The following is a 20,327-nucleotide window of genomic DNA, read 5'->3' on the forward strand; positions in this document are numbered from 1 at the left end:
AATCGGTTGATTTTCAACGCCTGTCACGCTAGTGGTCTAATGTGCCCAGTCACCTCTGGACGTATTTTCCCGACAGCGAAAGGATGGCGTGCCCATGCTCAGACTCTTCCGGATCGATAACGGCCTGATCAAGGAAATGGATGTCTCCCCGGATACCCTGGCGACCGACCTGGACCGGGCCGACTGGATTGACGCCCACGAGCCGGAGGAGGACGAGCGCCCCCTGCTGGAGAAGCTGCTGAGCACCGACGTGCCGGAGCTGGACGAGATGGAGGAAATCGAGGCCTCCGCCCGTTGCTTCGTGGACCAGGCGGGCATTCATGTGCACTCGCTGTTCCTGACCCAGTCCGAGGGCCGCCACGTCACCATTTCCGTGGCCTGCATCCTGCAGCGGGGCCGGCTGATCACCATCCGCGAGGACGACGTGGCGGACTTCCGGCTGATGCGCATGCGCGCCCGGCGCGGCCAGGTGGAAGCCGGTTCACCGTCGGATTTGCTGGTCACCCTGTTCGAACAGAAGATGGAGAATCACGCCGACACCCTGGAGGACCTGCACCGGGAGCTGGAGCAGGTCAGCCACCGGGTTCTGGAAGGCGATGACGGGGACGATCTGTACACCGCCATCGGTGACCTGGCGAATCTGGAGGACAGCAACGGCAAGATGCGCCTGTGCCTGATGGACTCCCAGCGGGACATTTCCTTCCTGCTGCGTCACATGCGCCCGACGCCGGAACAGTCCGACACCCTGCGCGAGATCATGCGGGATATCGAAACCCTGATGTCCCACACCACCTTCCTGTTCGACAAGGTGAACTTCCTGATGGATTCCACCCAGGGGTTCATCAACATCCGCCAGAACCAGATCATCAAGATCTTCTCGATTGCCGCCGTGGTGTTCCTGCCGCCGACACTGGTCGCCAGCATCTACGGCATGAACTTCAAGGTGATGCCGGAAATGGACTGGGCCCTGGGCTACCCCATGGCCATCGGGCTGATGATCATGGCGGGGCTGGCGCCCTATCTGTATTTCAAGAAGAAGGGCTGGCTGTAACAACGGCGCTGTTACTCAGGAAAGACCCGACGCCAGTCCTGCTTCATATCGATCACCACCCAGCCCCGCTCGGGCGCTTCATCCAGCGCCTGGTCGAGCTTGCCAATGGACGACTGGCGATCGTAGGCCCACTCCCGCTCGGCGTCGGTATGATGCAACAGCACGCCCATACGTGGTGTTGTATCCGTGTCGCTGCGGGGAATGGTGGTGTACTGCAGCATTTCCAGGTCGCCGTCAGAGTTGCCCACGGCCATGATCGGGCGACGGCCGATCTGACGATAGATGCCCACCGGCTTGCCCGCCTTATCGTCCACCAGGACGATGTCGCCGGTCTTGATGATCGTGGGAATGCCGTCGCGCATCTCGAATGTGGCGTCGCCGGTGGTGCCCATCACCTGTTCCGGCGGTATACCGTAGACGTCCTCGGCGAAGACACGGATAAAGTCGATCCCCCCACCGGACACGATAAAGGTCTTGAAACCATTGGCGCGCAGGTAGTCCATCAACTCCAGCATGGGCTGATAGATCAGGTCTGTGTAGGCTGTGCCCTTTGTCGGGTGTTTGCTGGTCGCCAGCCACTGCGCCACCGATTCGGTGAACGCCTCGCCCGTCACATCGGAATGGGCGGCGAGCAACACTTTCATGACGCCTTCCATGCCGCTGGCCATCAAGCCTTTCACATCGCCGTCGATCGCGCTCTTGAACGGCTCGGTGTCTTGCCACTCCGGATGCTCCGGCGCCAGGTCACGAACCCGGTCCAGGGCGTAGATGGCCTGGAAATACAGGGGCTGCTCAGCCCAGAGCGTGCCGTCGTTGTCGAAGGTGGCGATGCGCTCGGCGGGGGACACGTAATCGGCAGATTCCTCGTTGGTGACTTTCTGGACAAAGCCAATGATCGCCGATCGGGCCTGACCGTCGTTCCAGGACGGCAACGGGTCATCGCCCGCCGATTGCGCGACGGCCACCGCGCAGAACGGAAACAGGATGAGTGCATGAACGAGCCGGAGGCAAAGCCCCTGCAATGGCCGCCCATGTGCTGATAGGCCTGCTGATCGAGGTGTCATGGAAAGTCTCCCTGGGACGTTAGGCCGCCAACCTGCTGGACATTCGTCAGCGATGACTTCGCGCTATCGCCGCCGTCACTGGCAGCATCGACTTTTCAGTCTAGTCGGAAATCAACAAGGCAGGAGGCGTACCCGGGCAGGAAGGATGATTCGTTAACCCGCCAGCGCCATGCGCCGCCGCGCCCGGTGGGAGGCACCGTTCTGCAAGGCCCAGCGCAAGGTTCCGGCCAACGGTTTCATGCTCCGCTCCACCAGTTTCCTCTGCAGCGTGCTGCGCTGCAGCCCCGCCCGGGCGCGGGCCCAGTCCGGCAGCAGGTCGATTCCCGCCTGCACCATCAATCGGCCCACAGGACGGGTGGTCAGGTTGGGCGCCGGCGCGGTACGCAGCAACTGCAATACCTCGGCCGTGCGCTCGTCGAAAACGAGCTCAGGCGCCATGTTTTCCAGATAAGTTTCCACCGCCTGCCGGGACCGGGGCACATCGTGCGCCCCCAGAGCCTCGGCGATACGCGCCACCTCATCAAAATAGCGATCCTGGTCGGCCCGGCTCAGATCCGGATTGCGGTAACGCAGATAGGCTTCCAGGAAGCTGCGCATTTCCGCCACGTGCACCCAGACCAGCAGTTCAGGATCGCTGGCCGCGTAGGGGCGACCGTCCGGCGCGACGCCGGTGACGCCCGCGTGAATCCGGCGCACCCGCGCGATCAGGCGTTCGGCGTCGGCGGTCGCGGCGAACGTGGTGCCGGCAATGAACTGGCTGGTGCGGCGCAGGCGGCCCAACATGTCCTCACGGAAGTTGGAGTGGTCCCACACGCCGGCCAGGGCGAGCGGGTGCATCATCTGCAGCATCAGGGCGCCGATGCCGCCGCAGAGCATGGATGGGAAGTCCGCGTGCACTTGCCAGCAGACGCTGCCGGGGCCGAATAATCCCGGATCTCCCGGCGGCCGCTCGTAGTCGATGCCGCCCAGAGATAGCCCGGAAAGGGCCATGATCTGCTGTTCGACGCGCTGTCTCAATATGTCCATCGCCTTGTGTCCAGCCACTTCCCATCAACGTCAGGTAGCGGGCCCGATCCGCCCTACGGTTCTGTACGAGCGGCGAGCCGGATCGTCCCAGTGCGCCGGCGCCTTCAGAACAGGCGAACCCCGTTCTCCACCGGCTGATCCGGCGACACCAGCACCACGGCGCCGTCGCGATCCGGAACGCCGGTCACCAGACACTCGGAGCGCATCGGGCCAATCTGTTTGGGCGGGAAGTTGGTCACCGCCAGCACCTGTCGGCCCACCAGTTCCTCGCGGCTGTAGTGATCCGTGATCTGGGCGCTGGATTTACGCACGCCGATTTCCGGCCCGAAGTCCACCTGCAGCTTGTAGGCCGGGCGCCGGGCTTCAGGAAATTCCAGCACCTCGACGATGGTGCCGACGCGCAGTTCGACTCTCTCGAAATCATTCCAGCTGATGGTGTCTGCTTCCTGTTGCGACATGGCTTCACTCCCTAATGGCAAAATTCACAGGCTACCGGGTATCCCGTCAGGTTCATTCGCTGACCGACGGCTTGTCGTTGACGGCTCTGGCCAAGGCGTCACCCCGACTTGCTCTCATGGCGTTCATGGCGTTCATCGGACTCAATAGATCAGTGACTTAACCAGACGGGACACTAGCTTACACGCTGTCCGAGGATTCTGCCTGCGGAGGGCGTCATGATACAGCGCCGGACATCGCATCGATCAACAACGCAAATGCAAATCTTTCTCACTTTTATGTAGAATCACGCACGCGTTCGACATCATGGATGATGGGCGGTTTCCCTTTACCAGGCATCGACTGAAGGCATTGACCAAACCCGGCAGCCCAAGCGGCCCGGATTCCGCCCGCCCTCAAACCCCGGAAGCTTTCAGCACGTGCCGCGACGCGGCACCCATCACTGCATAAGGCTGTACCCATGCCCCCCAATCCGATCCAATTTTCACGCCGGTCGCTGGCCACCGCCATCGCCACCGCGTCTTTCCTTGCCCCCTTTGCCGCACAGGCGCAGGACGACAGCGAAGCCACCGCCCTCGACACCATCGTTGTCAGCGACGAACAGAAAGCCGAGGGCGACACCCCGGCCCCGGCCTTTGCCGGCGGTCAGGTCGCCGCCGGTGCCCGCGCCGGTCTGCTGGGCGAACAGGACGCCGCCGACCTGCCTTTCAACGTGGTGAGCTACACCGAAAAGCTGGTGGAAAACCAGCAGGCCGACACCCTGGCGGACGTGCTGGTAAACGACGCCTCCGTCCAGAGCGGCTTTGGCTACGGTAACTACGCGGAGAAATTCTACATTCGCGGCTTCGAGCTGAACGGCGAGGACATCGCCTACGGCGGCCTGTACGGCGTACTGCCGCGTCAGGTGATCGACATGAGCCTGGCCGGGCGCATTGAGATCTTCAAGGGCGCCAACGCCTTCACCAACGGTATCGCCCCGGGCTCCAGCGGCATCGGCGGCATCGTCAACATCGAGCCCAAGCGCGCCGGCGACGAGCCGCTGACCCGCGTGACCACCGGCTTCGAATCCGACGGTTACGGTGAAGTCGGACTGGACGTCGCCCGCCGCTTCGGCGACCAGAACCAGTGGGGGACCCGCGTCAGCGCCAAGGCCGGTGACGGCGACACGGCCATCGACGACGAATCCCGCAGCGTCAGTGCCGCGGCAGCCGGCCTGGACTATCGTGGCGACCGTTTCCGCGCTTCCCTGGATCTGGGCTACCAGAAACAGGAAATCGAAAGCGGCCGTTCCATCGTCTACATCGACGACAGCCTGACCGAAATTCCGGACGCTCCGGACGCCGATACCAACTACGCCCCCGACTGGGCCGGCAGCACCCTGGAAACCACCTTCGCCATGCTGCGCGGCGAGTACGACCTGAACAGCGCCTGGACGGCCTACGCCGCTGTCGGCGGAAACAACACCCACGAATCCGGTGACTACGCCTCGCCCACCGTCACCGACACCGACGGCAGCGCCACCGTATCCCGCCTGACCGTCCCCTACGACGCCAAGAGCATCGGCAGCCAGGCCGGACTGCGCGGGGAGCTGGCCACCGGGCCGGTCAGCCATCAGATCAACCTGGGGTACTCAGGGGTCTACCGCCGCACCAGTTCCGCCTACACCATGTCGCTGACCCCGGCCGATACCAACATCTACAATCCGGCCGATGTCGCCTACCCAGCCACGGAATGGTCCGACGGTGACATGAACGACCCCAACGTGCGCAGCCGGACCCGCACCAACGGCGTGGCCCTGGCCGACACCCTCGGCTTCATCGACGATCGCGTCCTGCTGACCCTGGGTACGCGCTACCAGGAAGTGGAGGTCAAGAACTACGACTACCAGGGCGCGTTCAGTGACCGCGCCGCCGACTACACCATGACCCCGGCCTACGGCCTGGTCGTGAAGCCGTTCGAAGGCGTGTCCCTGTACGCCAACCACATGGAATCGCTGCTGCCGGGCGAACAGGCGCCCTCAGGCACCTACGTCAACGGCAGCTATGTCGCCATCAGCAACGCCGGTCACGTCCTCGGCGTGGTTGAAGCCAAGCAGACCGAGGTCGGCGCCAAGTTTGACTACGGCACCATCGGTGGCTCGGTCAGCGCCTTCCAGATCGAGAAGCCGGTGGCCGCGGTCAGCAGCGACGACAGCACCTACGAGTACTACGGCGAGCAGCGCAACCGGGGCGTGGAAGTCAACGTCTACGGCCAGCCTCTCGACAACGTTCGCCTGCTGGCCAGCGCGGTCTGGCTGGATCCGGAAATCACCAACTCGGTCGATGAAAACCTGGAAGGCAAAGATGCCATCGGCGTGCCGGAATACCGCTACGTCCTGGGCGGCGAGTGGGATATGCCCTTCCTGCGCCACCTGACGGCACTGGGCAAGGTCGTGCATAACGGGCCGCAGTACGCCGACAGCGAGAACGAGCTGGAAGTCGACGCCTGGACCCGTGTCGATCTGGGCCTGCGCTACGAAATGCCGGTGAACAGCACCAATATTGTCTGGCGCTTCAATGTGGAGAACGTCGCCAACGAGAACTACTGGGCATCCGCATCCTCCAGCGGTTACCTGACCCAGGGCGATCCGCGCACCTACAAGGTCTCGGCGGAATTCAACTTCTAGGCCGGCCTCTGGCACCGCCCGGGCGGGCGGTGCCCTTCCGCTTTTATTGCCCTGCCCCTGACACAGTCCTACCCCATCGCGCCGCCGGCGCCCATTCCGCTTACAGCTTGCGCAAACGCCACAGGAAGAAGCCGCCGCCAATCAGCGCGGACACCAGACCCGCCGGCAGCTCCTCGGGAAACAACACCTGCCGCCCCAGCCAGTCGGCACCAACCATCAGCACCCCGCCCAGCAGAGCCGCACCGATCACCTGCTCGCGGGCGCGGGCAAACCCCAGCAGTCGCGCCAGATGCGGCGCCAACAGGCCGACGAAACTCAGCGGCCCGACGATCAGCGTGGCACAGGCGGTGAGGAAAGCGACGAGACCCAGCAGCGCGAGACGCGCCCGGTCCACGTTCACCCCCAGGGCCCGGGCCGAGGTGGCGCCCAGCGGCAACAACTCCAGCCAGCGCCGCAGGTGCGGCAGGATTAACGCCATCACAATCGCCAGGATCACCACCGGTATCGCCCCGGAGAGGGTGACGTAATAGGTGGAACCGGACATCCAGGCGGTCAGTTGCTGGCCGCGCGGGTCGCCGTTGGCCAGGATCAGGGTGCGCAGGGGTTCGAACAACGCGGTGATGGCGATGCCGGTCAGCAGCATGCGATCCGGCTGGAAGCCGCTGCGCCGGTTCAGGAACAGCAGCACCGCCAGGGTCGCCAGGGCGCTGAGAAAGCCGGCCACCACCAGCGTCGGCATGCCCACGCCGGGGACCGTCATAATCACCACGATCAAACCGATGGCGGTGCCGCCGCTGATGCCCAGGACTTCGGGACTGGCCATGGGATTGGCCGACACCCGCTGTACCAGCGTGCCGGCCAGCGCCAGCAGGGTGCCAGCCCCGGCGGCCGCCAACACCCGCGGCAGGCGCCACTGCTGAATGGCGTCCCACTGGGCCCAGGCCGCAAGCTGCCAGCCGTCCACGCCCCGGTTCAACACCAGCGCCATGATCGTGGCCAGCACCAGCAGGACGCCGACGTGCCACAGCCGAACGCGCCCGCCCAGACCGGCGCCGACGCTCTGTTTTTCCGTGCTCGGTACGCGACCGGTGCCATGGGTCAGACGACGAATCAGCCACAGCAGTATCGGCGCTCCCAGGGCACCGGTCATGGCGCCGGTGGGGATCAAGGTCGGCAGGGTCTCGGCCAGGTTGAGCAACAACAGGTCCGTGGCCAGGAGCAGCAACGCCCCCAGGACCGGCGCCCAGAACAGCCGCTGGCCCAGGGTGCGCGCGCCGAGCAGGCGCACGATGGCCGGCGCCGCCAGACCGACGAAGCCGATAATGCCGACCGTACCCACCACGCAACCGGTGATGAATACCGCCAGCCCCAGCCCGAAGAACCGCAGCTTGCGCAGGGACACACCCAGGCTCTGCGCCTGGGTCGCGCCCACATCCAGCACCGCCAGCGGACGCACCAGCATCGCGGCGAGGAGGCCGGACACCACCAGCTCCGGCAGCAGCCCGATCACGCCGTCCCAGTCATTCTGGGACAGGGAGCCGGCGGCCCACACCATCACCCCCTGCAGGGCATCCGGATGAAACAGGACCAGCGTGGTGGACAGCGCGCCCAGGTACAGGTTGATCACCAGTCCCGCCAGCACCACCACCAGCGGCGCCAGACCGCTGCGCCAGGACAGCGCAAACACCAGCAGCAGCGCCAGACCGCCGCCGGCCATGGCGACCCATTGCGAGCCCAGGGCCATCAGGCCCGGCGCGTAGAGCGTCGCCAGCAGCATCGCCAACTGCGCCCCACTGGCCACGCCGAGGGTGGTGGGCGACGCCAGCGGGTTGCGCAGGGTCTGTTGCATCAGGGTACCGGCCAGCCCCAGGGCCGCTCCGGCCAGCAACGCAATCGACAACCGCGGCAGCCAGCTGTAGTGAATCAGGGTCAGGCGGATGCTGTCGGCACTGTTGGAAAGCAGCGTGGCGGGCCAGGCCATGGGTGAAACTGACGGCAACTGGTGCGCCAGCGAGAAGCAGGCCAGCACCAGGCAGGCCAGCGCCAGCAGCCCACAGGCCCGCCCCGGCGTCCATCGCAACACAGCCGTCGTCATAGGTCTTCCTCCAGCAGGGCGTTCGCCAGCAGGTCGGCGAAACGAGCCGCGGACGACGGCCCGCCGAAACTCCACACCGCCGGCAGGGTCAGCACGCCGTGGGCCTGGACCGCTGGCAGGCGCCGCCAGACCGGGCTATCCGCCAGAGCTTCGGCGGCCCCCTGAGGTACGGGTTCGACCACCACCAGTTGGGCGTCGTTTACCGTCGCCAGGGCTTCGACGCCCACGTTGGCGAAGCCCCAGTGATTGGTCTGGCCGGGCCAGGCGTTGGCGATGCCCAGCCGCTGCAGCACCATGTCGAACAGGCTGTTGTCGCCATAGACCCGCACGTGACGATCGTCGATCAGTTGCACCACCAGCAGCGGCCGCTGTTGGGTTCGATCGAACGCGTTATGCAGTTTATCCAGACGATGATCGAGCCCCGCCAGCAACGTCCGCGCCTGCGTCCCTCGCCCGACGCGCCTGCCAAGCCGAAGGGTGATGTCCTGCATCCGCTGCCACAGGTCGCCGCCCGGGCCGTACATGGTCATGGATTCCACCGGGCCAATCTGCGACACCACCGGCTCCAGCGCGCCGTAGAGCGGCGAGATCAGGATGAAGTCCAGGTCCAGGCCGGCCAGCAGTTCCCGGTTGGGCTGGGAACGCAGACCGATGTCGATCACCTCCGGCGGCAGCGCGGGCGCCTCCACCCAGCGGCGATAGCCGTCGGTCTCAGCCACGCCAACAGGGGTGACGCCCAGAGCCAGCAGGGTTTCGGTGAGGGTCCAGTCCACGGTGGCAATACGCGGCGCATCGCTGGCATGGGCCGTCGCGGACAGCATCAGTACCAGAGCGGCGAAAAGTGGACGCAGGAAACATCGAAACATCGGGAAGCCTTGTCATCAGTGCCGGGACGTCGGCGGGCCGGGGTCGTCAGTCGGGATCGGGAGTCAACTCGCGCGGGCGCCTCACGCCGGCGCTCCAAGATACCGGAATCACCCGGGATTTCAATGATAGTGATTCTCAGTTGCGGACCTGGATCAAGTAGCGACAACCCGCCCGGTGCCGTTTTCAGTCTTTTCCATGTCGCGCCTGTCCATACTGGCTACGACAATACAGCCCACATTAGAGCCATCTGAAACCGCAACAGCTAGGAGGCGGCGATGGCGATCCAGTTCGAACAGGCACTGCAGGACTACCCTCACCAGCGCGCCGGTGCCGCGCGCCAGCCCGACGGTGTCGACCAGTCCGACCGGCGGGTTCCGATCAACCTGCGCCAGTCCGGGCCGACACCGGTGGAAATGCTGATTTCCACCCGGGTGCGCAAGTCCCCCTACTGGCATCTGTCCTACGAGGCCGGCTGCTGGCGTGCGACGGTGTACAACCGCATGTACCACCCGCGCGGCTACGTCCACCCGGAAGACGGCGGCGCCATGGTCGAATACGACTCGCTGGTGCACGACGTCACCCTCTGGAACGTGGCGGTGGAGCGCCAGATCCAGGTCAAGGGGCCGGACGCGGAAGCCTTCGTGAATTACGTGATCACGCGCGACGCCACCAGGATCAAGCCCATGCGCGGCAAGTACGTGATCCTCTGCAACGAGGACGGCGGCATCCTCAACGACCCGGTACTGCTGCGCATCGCCGAGGACGAGTTCTGGTTCTCCCTGTCCGACAGCGACCTGGAACTGTGGCTGCGCGGCGTGAACCTGGGCAAACGTTTCGACGTCAGCATCGCCGAGATCGACGTGGCGCCGGTGCAGATCCAGGGGCCCAAGTCGGAAGCTCTGATGGTGGACCTGTTCGGCGACGAGGTGCGCCAGCTCCCCTACTACGGCCTGATGGCGGGCCAGGTGGCCGGGCATGACGTGATCGTCTCCCAGACTGGCTTCACCGGTGAGAAGGGCTACGAGATCTACTTGCGTGACGCCACGCTCCACGCCGAGGATCTCTGGTACACGGTGCTGCGTGCCGGTGAACCGCACAACCTGCGGGTGATCGCGCCCGCGCATCATCGCCGGATCGCCGCGGGCATCCTCTCCTGGGGGCAGGACATCGACCAGGAAACCCTGCCCTTCCAGTGCAACCTGGCCTACCAAGTACCGCGCAACAAGGAAGCGGACTACATCGGCAAGGCGCATCTGGAAGCGGTACGCGCCCAGATCGAGGCGGGTCAGCCGCCGTTCCGGCAGATCATGGTGGGCCTGGCCTTCGGCGGCACACCGGTGACCGACTACGCCAACGATTTCTGGCTGATCAGCGAGTCACCCGGCGCCGACGCGGTGGGCTACGTGACCTCGCCCTGGTACTCGCCGGAGCTGCAAAGCAACATCGCGCTGGGCTACGTGCCTTACGAGTTGCGCCATCTGGGCACCGCGCTGACGGTGAAGCTGCCGCCGGAATACGCGGCCCCCGATGGCTCGCTGGAGGTGGCGGCGACGGTCGTGGAAGTGCCCTTCCGGCCCTCGGTGAACCCGAATGCCCGTGAGCGTGCCCGGTCCAAGGGCATCGACTTCGCCGACTGATGCGGTGCGACCGCAAGGGGGTGATTGCGTGATGGAACTGGTGCACGAACAGCAACCCGATCCGGCCACCGCCAGCGCCTGCGACCAGGTGCTGGCCAGTCTGGCGCGCGGCGCCTCCATCGAGCTGACGCCGCGCCAGATCCAGGCCACGGATGATCTGCAGGACTGGCTGTCGCCGGGCACGTCGGTCTACGTGCCCTTCCTGCCCAACGCCGACTACGGCGCCAGCATCGAGGCCTGCCAGCGACTGGTGAACCTGGGCCTGGTGCCGGTGCCCCACTTCCCGGCGCGGGCGATCGAAAGCCACCTGCAGGCGCAGGAATGGCTGGACCGCCTGGACCTGGCCGGCGTGCGCCACCTGATGGTGATCGCCGGCGACAGTCCCAGCCCGGCCGGCCCGTTCGCCGACTCGCTGGCGCTGCTGACCGCCGGGGTGCTGCGGGACAAACCCTTCGCCCTGGGCGTGGCCGGTCACCCGGACGGTCACCCGGTGGCGGGGCACCCGGAGCTGATGGAGGCGTTGCGCATCAAGCGGGATTACGCAGCCGCCACCGACACGCCCATGTGGGTGGTCACCCAGTTCACGTTCGAGGCGGACATCTGCATCGACTGGCTGGAGGCGGCGGAACAGTATCTCTCGCCCCTGCCGGTGTACGTTGGCCTGGCCGGGCCCACCAAGCTGCGCACGCTGATGGCCTATGCCGCCCAGTGCGGTGTCGGCGTGTCCGCGCGGGCGTTGCTGCGGCATCCGGAAACCGCCCGGCTGCTGCGCGCCTGGACACCCGACGGACTGGTCCATGCCCTGGCCCGCCACCAGGTGGAACAGCCCATGACACTGTTCCGGGGCATCCACATCTTCCCGTTTGGCGGCCTCAAGCGAGCTTCCGAGTGGCTGACCGGCCTGGAACAGGAAGCGTCACAGCGGCATCAGGCGGCGAACCGCAACAGTCTCTGAGGCGGTTTGCGCAACCGGACCCCTGAGTCCAGCTCAGGCCAGGAGGACACCACCGTGAGCCTTCAATACAACGAACAACCCAGCCTCGCGCCCCTGGCCCGGGAGCTGCCGCCGCCGGGTACACCGGACATAGAGATCGCCCGGGCGGTACAGCCCCAGTCGATCCTGCTGCTGGCCCAGCAGCGCTTTGGCCTGCCGGCGGACAGCCTGGTGCCGTTCGGCCACTACAAGGCCAAGATCAACATGAAGCACGTGGGTCTGCCGGACCCGGCCCACAACGGGAAGCTGGTACTGGTCACCGCCATGACGCCGACCCCGGCCGGCGAGGGCAAGACCACCACCAGCGTGGGTCTGAACGACGGCCTGAACCGCCTCGGCGCGCGCTCGTCGGTGTGTCTGCGTGAACCGTCGCTGGGCCCCTGTTTCGGTATGAAAGGCGGTGCCGCCGGCGGTGGCCGGGCGCAGGTGATCCCCATGGAGGACATCAACCTGCACTTCAACGGTGACTTCCACGCCATCACCGCCGCCCACAACCTGCTGGCCTCGCTGATCGACAACCACATCCACTGGGGGAACGAGGCGGACCTGGACATCCGCACCATCACCTGGCGCCGGGTCATGGACCTGAACGACCGCGCCCTGCGCAACCTGGTGGTGGGTCTGGGGGGCGGCGCGCACGGCGTACCCCGGGAAACCGGCTTCGATATCACGGTGGCCTCGGAGCTGATGGCCATCCTCTGCATGGCGGACAACACCGCCGACCTGCAGGCCCGGCTGGGGCGCATCATCGTCGGACGGCGCCGGGACCAGTCGCCGGTCACCGTGGCGCAACTGGGCGCCGACGGCGCCATGGCGATCCTGCTGCGCGACGCCCTGCAGCCCAACCTGGTGCAGAGCCTGGAGCACAATCCGGTGTTCATCCACGGCGGGCCGTTTGCCAACATCGCCCACGGCTGCAACTCGGTGATGGCCACCCGCTACGCCCTCAACCTGAACGACATCGTCGTGACCGAAGCGGGCTTCGGTGCCGATCTTGGGGCGGAGAAGTTCATCGACATCAAATGCCGCCAGAGCGGTCTGCGGCCGGACGCGGTGGTGCTGGTCAGCACCGTGCGCGCCCTGAAGATGCAGGGCGGCGTGGCCCGCAAACAACTCGACACGCCGGATGTAGCGGCCGTGTACGCCGGCGGCGCCAACCTGACACGGCATATCCGCAACCTGCTGAGTTTCGGGCTGACACCGGTGGTGGCGATCAACCACTTCCCCGGTGACACCGAAGCGGAGGTGGAGGCGGTACGCGACCTGTGCCGCGACTGGCAGGTCCCGGCGGTGGTGGCCAGTCACTGGGCGGAAGGCGGCGACGGCGCCACCGAACTGGCCCAGGCGGTGCTCGACCAGTTGGCCCAGGGCTCACCCGAGGTGCAGTTGCTCTACCCGGACAGCGCCTCCCTGCAAGACAAGATCGAAACCATCGCCACCCGGGTCTATGACGCGGCCGGGATCGACGTGTCCACGGCCGCGGCGCGGCAACTGGCGGATTTCGAACAGATGGGCTTCGGCCACCTGCCGGTGTGCATCGCCAAGACCCAATACAGCTTCTCCGCCGATCCCAACCGGCGCGGCGCACCGACGGGCCACGTGCTGCCTGTGCGCGAGGCGCGGCTGTGCGCCGGTGCGGGCTTCGTGGTGGCCATCTGCGGCGACATCATGACCATGCCGGGGCTGCCCCGGCACCCGGCCGCACTGAACATGGGGCTCAATGCCGATGGCGATATCTACGGCCTGGTTTGAGACCGCTGGCGTGATGCCAAGACGCGACTAGGCGGAATGGCCGCTGTTGTTACCGACGTCGTCGGGGCCCGGGATGTAGGTGAACACGCCGTAAGTGGGCTCCACCCGCGCCCGGTACAGGGACTCGGCGGCGGGCGAGCGCAGCTCGAAGCCATACAGGGGCGCGCTGCTGCCCGACTGCGGCAGCGGGCACAGGGTACCGCGCGCGGATTTGGGCGCCGTGCCCATATACTTGCGGTAACAGCGACTGAAGTGGGTGGCGGAGACGAAGCCGCACATGGAGGCGATCTCGACAATCGAGCAGGACGTCTGCTTGAGCAGGCGCCGCGCCCGGTCCAGCCGCAGCTTGAGATAGTATCGGGATGGCGTGCAGCCCAGGTGCTTGAAGAACAGCCGCTCCAGTTGGCGTCGCGAAATCCCCGCCAGCAGCGCCAGTTCCTGCAACTCGATGGGTTCCTCGATATTGGCCTCCATGAGCTGGGCCACTTCCGCCAGCTTGGGCTGGGCCACGGCAATCTGGTGGCGCAGGGGCAGCGGCTGCTGTTCGCTGTCCTCCCGAACCCGGTCGCAGATGAACATGTCGGACACCGCGTCGGCGAGGGCCTGACCATGGCGCCGCGCCAGCATGCCCAGCATCATGTGCAGCGGCACCTCGCCGCCGGTGCAGGTCATGCGGTCGCGATCGAGGGTGTAGAGCCGGTTGTTGCAATGAACCCGCGGGAACCCCTCCTGCAGCGCCGCCAGGCACTCCCAGTGCGCGCTGCAGTGGTAGCCATCCAGCAATCCCGCGCTGGCCAGCACATAGGCGCCGGTACACAGGGCGCCGAGGGTGGTCTGGCGACGCGCCTGGCGCCGCAGCCAGGTCACCTCGCGGCTGGTAAAGCTGTTGGTGACGTCGATACCGGCGGTGACAATCACCAGGTCGAAGGGGCCGGCATCGGGTAGGGCCGCATCGGGCATGATGGTGATACCGTCGCTGGCGCGGGCGGGGCGTCCGCCATCGGTGACCAGTTGCCAGCTGTAGAGCTCGGATCCGGCCAGCTGGTTGGCCATACGCAGCGGCTCAATGGCGCTGGCCAGAGCCATCAGCGTGTAGTTGTCGATCAGCAGGAAGCCGACCCGGTAGGTGGCCGGCCCCGACCCGGGTGTCGGATTGCGGTTGGGTTGGGTCACGCCATCACCCCCTCGGGACGCACCGGTCCCGGCTGGCTGCCCCGCCCTGCGGGACAGCGGTTCATTCCCTGACAATAATCCCCGACAACCCGGCTCGCAAGCCTTGCGGACAGACGCACGCAACAACGCACGAAGCCGGCGGTGTATCGGCTTCGTTGTCGCGCCCTTCAGGAACGCTGACGGGCGTTGTCCGGATCGTAGAGACCGCGATAGCCGACCGATTCGATGCGGATCGGATAGTGTTCGCTGAAGTATTCCAGCAGCAGCTCCCGGCCCTCCTGGGCGTATTCGTGGGGGATGTAGCCCAGCAGGATGGTCTGCCCCACCGAGGGCCCAAAGGCGACACTGCTGTTGTACGATCGGCGCCCTTCGCTGTCCACCAGCACCTCACCGGAGTCGGGATCGAGAATCGGCCACTGCCCCACCGGGTAGCGCGCCACACCGTTGGCGTCCCGGTTCTCCAGCAGGGTCAGCGTGCACAGGTAGGCCGGCTGGTGGGCTCGCTCGCGCTGCTCCAGATACGCCGCCTTGCCATGGAATTCCGCCTCTTTCACCTTGGGCCGGGCCAGATCCGCCTCGTACAGGTTGTAGTCGGTCTCCAGGTCGACATTCTGCAGGCGCAGACTGTTTTCCAGACGCCGGGTATTGGCGTAGGTCTCGATACCCACCGGCGTGACGCCAGCTTCGTAGAGCAGATCCCACAGGCGCAGGCCGTAGCTGAACGGCACGTACAGTTCCCAGCCCTGCTCGCCGACGTAGGAAATTCGAAACGCCCAGACCGGGATGCCCTGCACCCAGATGTTGCGGGCGGTGGCGAACGGGAAACGCTCATCGGACAGTTCGTCCGGGTCGTCCATGAACGGTTCCAGGGTGGCCCGGGCGTTGGGGCCCCAGAGCCCCAGCGTGGCCAGCGCGTCGGTGCGGTCTTCCACGTCGTAATCGTTAAAGCCCTTCTCTGCGGCCCGGCGCTTGATCCAGACCAGGTCACGATGGCCGGTGTCGCCGCCGCAGATCACCCGGTAGCGATCGCTCTCCAGTCGCACGATGGTGAGATCGGAATGGATGCCGCCGACGCTGTCCAGAAAATGGGTGTAAACGCCCTTGCCCACCGGCGTGGTGCCGCCCACCTTGGCCACCGACAGGTATTCCAGCAGGGCCTCGGCGTCCGGGCCGGCGATGTCGTAGATGGCGAAGTGGGACAGGTTGATCATGCCCACGTTGTCGCTCATCTCCAGCTGCTCGGCGTTGGAAACCTCCCAGAAGTGGCGCGCATCCCACTCGTTTTCCCGCACCGGGATACGATCCCGGTACTTTGTTAACAGGGTCGCCTCGTTGGATTGGTAGCCATGAGCCCGCTCCCAGCCCGCCGCTTCCATGAAGTACCCGCCCAATTCCACCTCGCGCAGGTAGAAGGGGCTGGTGCGCAGGCGACGGCCGCTCTCGTAGGGCTCGCGCGGATGCACCGCCGGGGTGTAGATCTTCTTGGCGGTCTCGTAACAGCGGTCATAGACGTAACCCGGTCGCTTCTGTACCGGGTAGAAGCGGGCGATGTCGACGCTGTGCGGGTCCATCGGCGCGCGGCCGGTGGTCATCCAGTCCGCCAGCACCTTGCCAGCGCCGGGGCCGTCTTTGACCCAGACCGCCTCGCAGAACCACAGATTCCGAACTTCCGGCGTCTCGCCGATCATGGAACCGCCATCGGGCGTGACCGACAGCAGACCGTTGAAGGAACGCTTCTCCTCCCAGCCCAACTCGCCCAGGATGGGGGTCATCTCGATGGCTTTTTCGTAGGCGGACATCACCTGCTCCAGACTGAGATCGCGCATCGATGGGGAGAGCCGCGCATCGCCCGGCTCGGCGATGTCCCAGGGGTTAACCAGGCGGGGATTGTCCGGCTCGTAATAGCCCCACTCCACGTGGCCGCCTTCGGTGGTGGACGGGTCGCCGGTGTCGCGCACGTAGGCGGAGTTGCCCTGATCGCGGAACAGCGGCCAGACCATCTCCTCGCCGGTGCCCTTGAGTGCTTCGTAGGGTCCGAAAAACAGCAGCGGATGTTCCACCGGCATCAACGGCAAGGGCGCAGCGGCGGTGTTGGCCATCAGCGGCCCCCAGATGCCGATGGTCAGCACCACGTAGTTGGCGCGGATGTAGCCGCGGTCGGTTTCCACGCCACACACCCGGCCGTCCTGCACGTCGATGCGCCGGGCCGGGGTGTTGGCAAACGCCTGCAGGTGGCCGCTGGCCACCGCCTCGTCCACCAGGTCGCCGGCCACCTTCTGGGAGCGCGGCACCACCAGGCCCGCGTCCGGGTCCCACAGGGCGCCCTGGATTTTCGTCTCGTCCACCAGCGGGAACAGCTCCTTGGCCTGGGACGGCGTGATCAGGCTGACGTTGCTGCCGAACGCCTTGCCGGAGGCTACTTTGCGGCGCAGCTCGTCCATGCGTTCCGGGTCGTCCACGTGAGCCACTTCCATACCGCCCTTCTGCAGATAGTTGCCGCGCTTGGCGTAGAACGCCTGGCTGTACCGGGTGGTGTAGATGTTGAGCTTGTCGTGGGAGGTGGTGAAACAGAAATCCGAGGCGTGGGACGTGGAGCCGATGTCGGTGGGAATGGCGGATTTCTCCAGGCCCACGATGTTGGTCCAGCCCTGCCCGATCAGGTGGTGGGCCACAGAGGCCCCGACAATACCGCCCTGACCGATGATGACGACGTCTGCACTTTCCGGAAGCTGAGCCATAGGATCACCTGCGACTGGGGCCACCCGCGGCGGCCGCTGATAACAACCGGTGTGACCGCATCCGGCCCACCTGCCTGTTCTCAATCTGAAAGCCTTTGGCCACCGCTGGCTGAACGAATACGACACACAATCAACCAAAAACGGCATGGCGGTTTTCCGGAACCGAAACCTGATGTCTGCAACTTTCCGCCGAACCCACGGTCACTCCCGGAAGCGGCGACGACTCCAATGGTCTGAAAGGAACCGGCGTCGATTTCCGCTATGCTTGATAAAAACCGATAACACACTGATGGGAGGGAGAAACATGTCGATCAGGGACAACGCCGAGCGTTACGGGCAAGTCAGCCGCTGGCTGCACTGGGGGATGGCCCTGCTGATTCTCTGGCAGTTCCTCAGCGCCACCGCCCATGCACTGCTCAGCGACACGCCGGTCGAGGAATTCCTGTGGGCCACCCACAAGCCGCTCGGCTTCCTGCTGCTGATTCTCGTGGTCATCCGCGCGCTCTGGGCGCTGTCGAACCTGTCCAGCCGACCGGCGTCGATCAACGCCCTCGCCAAACTGGGCCACGTCGGGCTCTATGGCCTGTTATTCGTGGTGCCGGCGCTGGCCCTGCTGCGCCAATACGGCTCAGGACGCGCGTTCGATCCCTTCGGGATCCCCCTGTTCGCAGGCTTTGAAGGCGACGAGATCGCCTGGATGGTCGAGCCGGGCAACTGGCTGCACAGCTGGCTGGGCTGGTTGATGCTGGTGACCATCGTTGGCCACATTGCCATGGTGATCCACCACCGGCGCCGGCCGGACCAGATCGATGTCTTGCCACGCATGGTGCGCTGAGCGGAATTTGGTGCGATAAGCGAAAAGAAGAGGCGGGAAAGTCGGAGTGCTCACCGTGGTTCGCGCTCCCTGCGAACCTCGACGATGGCACGAAAGGCAGTTGGCGTTATCCGCCGCCTGTCGCCGGGCGCCTCAGTGGCGGCGGCTACGTCCGTTCTTCAGACGCGAGTAGGTTGCGGTAGCCACGCCCAGCCAGGCTGCCAGTTGATAGTCGGGCACACGCTCGACCAGTTCGGGGTAGTCGCGCACCATGATCTGGTAGCGCTCCTCGGCGCTCAGGGTCTGGCGTTCGAACTCTCGCATGGTGGCGCGTTCAGCCAGTTCTTCCATCAGGGCCAGGGCAAAGTGGTCCCAGGTCCCTTCGCCTTCCTGCTTGATGCAGTCACGGAATGGCAGGAAGTCGGCCTCCCAGACCGTGCAGGGTGTGACGGTGGTCAGGCACAGGGTGTTTCGTTCGGAGCGGGTCCGGGCGAACACCGGCCAGATGGCACTGCCTTCTTCAAAGAAATGATGGATGCTGACGCGGCCTTCGTCGTTCTTGCGATACAGACGGGCAATGCCGTATTCCACCAGATAGATTTTCTTCCAGGTACTGCCGCGATTCTCCAGGTTAACCTCGGCCCCGTAGGTACGGTGCTCGAACAGGGCCGCCATTTCATCCAGCGACTGGCGACGCTGGCGCGACAGCCGGTCCGGCATGCCCCAGCCCAGGACGCGGGCAAGACTGTTGCGCAGGGCGCGGGCCCGACCTTCGCCGGGATCCTTGGTGGACCAGCCGTAGGGTTCGGGAATTTCGTTGGAGAGGACGCTTGATGATGAAGAGGAAGGTTGGTTCAGAATCTGCGAGGCAGATGAAACGAGTACATCATTATGTTTTCCCATTACATAACTCCACCTGACTGACGTGCGAAATCGTTAGCGCGCTATTATTACACTTGCTTTCACTCATAAAAACTGATTTATATTGATCTTATCTAGCAACATTTTTGATTGAACTTTCGGATTCAATTATGGATACAGAACTGGCCCGTACGTTTTTGGTCGTCGCGGAGACCGGAAGTTTCATTAAAGCCGCCGATCGGCTGAGTATTTCCCAGACCACAGTGACCGCCCGCATCCGCTCGCTGGAAAGCCAGCTGGGCCAGTCGCTGTTCGTGCGGGGCCGCCACGGCGCCAGCCTGACGCCCCAGGGAGACCGCTTCATGCCCTCGGCCATGTCGATCCTGCAGGTGTGGGAGCGGGCCCGGCACGACGTCAACGTGTCCACCGAACACGAACACGTGCTGTCGGTCGGCGGTGAGCTGAGTCTGTGGAATCCCCTGTTACTGAACTGGCTGGTGTGGATGCGCAAGAACTGCCCGGAGGTGGCCGTGCGCACCGAGGTGGGGGATTCCGCCAGCCTGATCGGCAAGGTGGAACGGGGCATCCTCGATATCGCCGTGGTCTATTCGCCGCTGTACCACCCCGGACTGGTGGTGGAGATGCTGGAGGAAGAACGGCTGATCATGGTGACCACCGACCCCTCCGGCTTCACCGCCGAGAACGAACACTATGTCTACGTCGACTGGGGGCCGGAGTTCTCGGCCCATCACGACCAGGCCTTCCCCAACCTCAAGCGTTCAGGAATCTTCGTCGGCGTGGGACCGCTGGGTCTGAGTTACATCCTGTCCGCCGGCGGCGCCGGCTACTTCCGCGAGCGTGCCATCCGCGGCCTGCTGGACGAGGGGCGGCTGTTCCGGGTGCCCAACGCGCCGGCCTTCCCCTACCCGTCCTACATGGTGACCACGGAAAGCGAACCGGCGGATGCCATTGGCCGCGGCATGGTGGGCCTGCGCCGGGTGATTCGCGACGGCATGTCGCCCTGGGTGATGCCGGTATAGGCCGGCTCCGCTGGCCGCCTTGACCGAGGCGGCTCATACCGGTGTTCTATATGGGACATAGGGCTTATACTGCTTGTATGCCTGTTGTGCATTC

Annotated in this window: 15 protein-coding genes; 7 read left to right on the plus strand and 8 right to left on the minus strand. The window is 65.2% G+C overall.

Annotated elements, in window-relative coordinates; all coding sequences use genetic code 11:
- Nucleotides 1-94: 94 nt before the first annotated feature.
- Entirely contained in the window at nucleotides 95-1,051 is a 957-nt protein-coding gene (gene corA / locus GQB00_RS15805; protein ID WP_165857022.1) for a magnesium/cobalt transporter CorA, read from the plus strand.
- An 11-nt stretch (nucleotides 1,052-1,062) separates the two neighbouring features.
- Here corA and GQB00_RS15810 read toward each other — a convergent pair whose 3' ends face one another.
- The 3 genes from GQB00_RS15810 to GQB00_RS15820 all read right to left on the minus strand — a co-directional run bounded on the left by GQB00_RS15810 (nucleotide 1,063) and on the right by GQB00_RS15820 (nucleotide 3,599).
- Nucleotides 1,063-2,115: an HAD family hydrolase gene (locus GQB00_RS15810; RefSeq protein ID WP_165857023.1), complete on the minus strand. Its 1,053-nt coding sequence runs from the start codon at nucleotides 2,113-2,115 to the stop codon at nucleotides 1,063-1,065.
- Between the two features lie 153 nt (nucleotides 2,116-2,268).
- Nucleotides 2,269-3,141: an oxygenase MpaB family protein gene (locus GQB00_RS15815; protein ID WP_165857024.1), complete on the minus strand. Its 873-nt coding sequence runs from the start codon at nucleotides 3,139-3,141 to the stop codon at nucleotides 2,269-2,271.
- Between the two features lie 104 nt (nucleotides 3,142-3,245).
- The gene (locus tag GQB00_RS15820; protein ID WP_165857025.1) at nucleotides 3,246-3,599 is read right to left on the minus strand and encodes a tRNA-binding protein; all 354 of its coding nucleotides are present in this window, start codon (nucleotides 3,597-3,599) and stop codon (nucleotides 3,246-3,248) included.
- A 458-nt stretch (nucleotides 3,600-4,057) separates the two neighbouring features.
- Between GQB00_RS15820 and GQB00_RS15825 the strand changes: the two genes are divergently transcribed.
- Nucleotides 4,058-6,262, plus strand: a complete 2,205-nt coding sequence (locus tag GQB00_RS15825) for a TonB-dependent receptor (protein WP_165857026.1) — start codon at nucleotides 4,058-4,060, stop codon at nucleotides 6,260-6,262.
- A 100-nt stretch (nucleotides 6,263-6,362) separates the two neighbouring features.
- On the opposite strand, the gene fhuB is transcribed toward GQB00_RS15825, so the two are convergent.
- Both fhuB and GQB00_RS15835 read right to left on the minus strand, forming a co-directional pair.
- On the minus strand, nucleotides 6,363-8,357 hold the full coding sequence (fhuB, locus tag GQB00_RS15830) for a Fe(3+)-hydroxamate ABC transporter permease FhuB (RefSeq protein ID WP_165857027.1): 1,995 nt from the start codon (nucleotides 8,355-8,357) through the stop codon (nucleotides 6,363-6,365).
- The gene (locus GQB00_RS15835; RefSeq protein ID WP_165857028.1) at nucleotides 8,354-9,223 is read right to left on the minus strand and encodes an ABC transporter substrate-binding protein; all 870 of its coding nucleotides are present in this window, start codon (nucleotides 9,221-9,223) and stop codon (nucleotides 8,354-8,356) included. The genes fhuB and GQB00_RS15835 overlap by 4 nt, the downstream gene beginning before the upstream one ends.
- A 276-nt stretch (nucleotides 9,224-9,499) precedes the next feature.
- On the opposite strand from GQB00_RS15835, the gene GQB00_RS15840 reads away from it, so the two are divergent.
- From GQB00_RS15840 to GQB00_RS15850, 3 genes are all read left to right on the plus strand, one after another.
- Entirely contained in the window at nucleotides 9,500-10,861 is a 1,362-nt protein-coding gene (locus GQB00_RS15840; RefSeq protein ID WP_165857029.1) for a glycine cleavage T C-terminal barrel domain-containing protein, read from the plus strand.
- 31 nt (nucleotides 10,862-10,892) lie between these two features.
- Nucleotides 10,893-11,816 carry a methylenetetrahydrofolate reductase gene (locus GQB00_RS15845; protein WP_165857030.1) on the plus strand — a complete coding sequence of 308 codons (924 nt, stop codon included), beginning with the start codon at nucleotides 10,893-10,895 and terminating at the stop codon, nucleotides 11,814-11,816.
- Nucleotides 11,817-11,921: 105 nt separating this feature from the next.
- Entirely contained in the window at nucleotides 11,922-13,607 is a 1,686-nt protein-coding gene (locus GQB00_RS15850) for a formate--tetrahydrofolate ligase (protein WP_416234164.1), read from the plus strand.
- A 27-nt stretch (nucleotides 13,608-13,634) separates the two neighbouring features.
- Here GQB00_RS15850 and GQB00_RS15855 read toward each other — a convergent pair whose 3' ends face one another.
- A complete protein-coding gene (locus GQB00_RS15855) occupies nucleotides 13,635-14,780 on the minus strand; it encodes a GlxA family transcriptional regulator (RefSeq protein ID WP_323127296.1) in 1,146 nt (381 codons plus the stop codon).
- A 167-nt stretch (nucleotides 14,781-14,947) separates the two neighbouring features.
- The gene (locus GQB00_RS15860; protein WP_165857032.1) at nucleotides 14,948-17,518 is read right to left on the minus strand and encodes a GcvT family protein; all 2,571 of its coding nucleotides are present in this window, start codon (nucleotides 17,516-17,518) and stop codon (nucleotides 14,948-14,950) included.
- A 304-nt stretch (nucleotides 17,519-17,822) separates the two neighbouring features.
- On the opposite strand from GQB00_RS15860, the gene GQB00_RS15865 reads away from it, so the two are divergent.
- Nucleotides 17,823-18,353: a cytochrome b gene (locus tag GQB00_RS15865; RefSeq protein ID WP_165857033.1), complete on the plus strand. Its 531-nt coding sequence runs from the start codon at nucleotides 17,823-17,825 to the stop codon at nucleotides 18,351-18,353.
- 132 nt (nucleotides 18,354-18,485) lie between these two features.
- On the opposite strand, the gene GQB00_RS15870 is transcribed toward GQB00_RS15865, so the two are convergent.
- Nucleotides 18,486-19,235, minus strand: a complete 750-nt coding sequence (locus tag GQB00_RS15870; RefSeq protein ID WP_111497382.1) for a Crp/Fnr family transcriptional regulator — start codon at nucleotides 19,233-19,235, stop codon at nucleotides 18,486-18,488.
- Nucleotides 19,236-19,363: 128 nt separating this feature from the next.
- Here GQB00_RS15870 and GQB00_RS15875 point away from each other — a divergent pair, with 128 nt between their 5' ends.
- Nucleotides 19,364-20,233, plus strand: a complete 870-nt coding sequence (locus GQB00_RS15875; RefSeq protein WP_111497381.1) for a LysR family transcriptional regulator — start codon at nucleotides 19,364-19,366, stop codon at nucleotides 20,231-20,233.
- Nucleotides 20,234-20,327: the final 94 nt, after the last annotated feature.

It is taken from the genome of Marinobacter sp. JSM 1782161 (assembly GCF_011421605.1).
In the GTDB taxonomy this organism is placed as follows: Bacteria; Pseudomonadota; Gammaproteobacteria; order Pseudomonadales; family Oleiphilaceae; genus Marinobacter_A; species Marinobacter_A bohaiensis.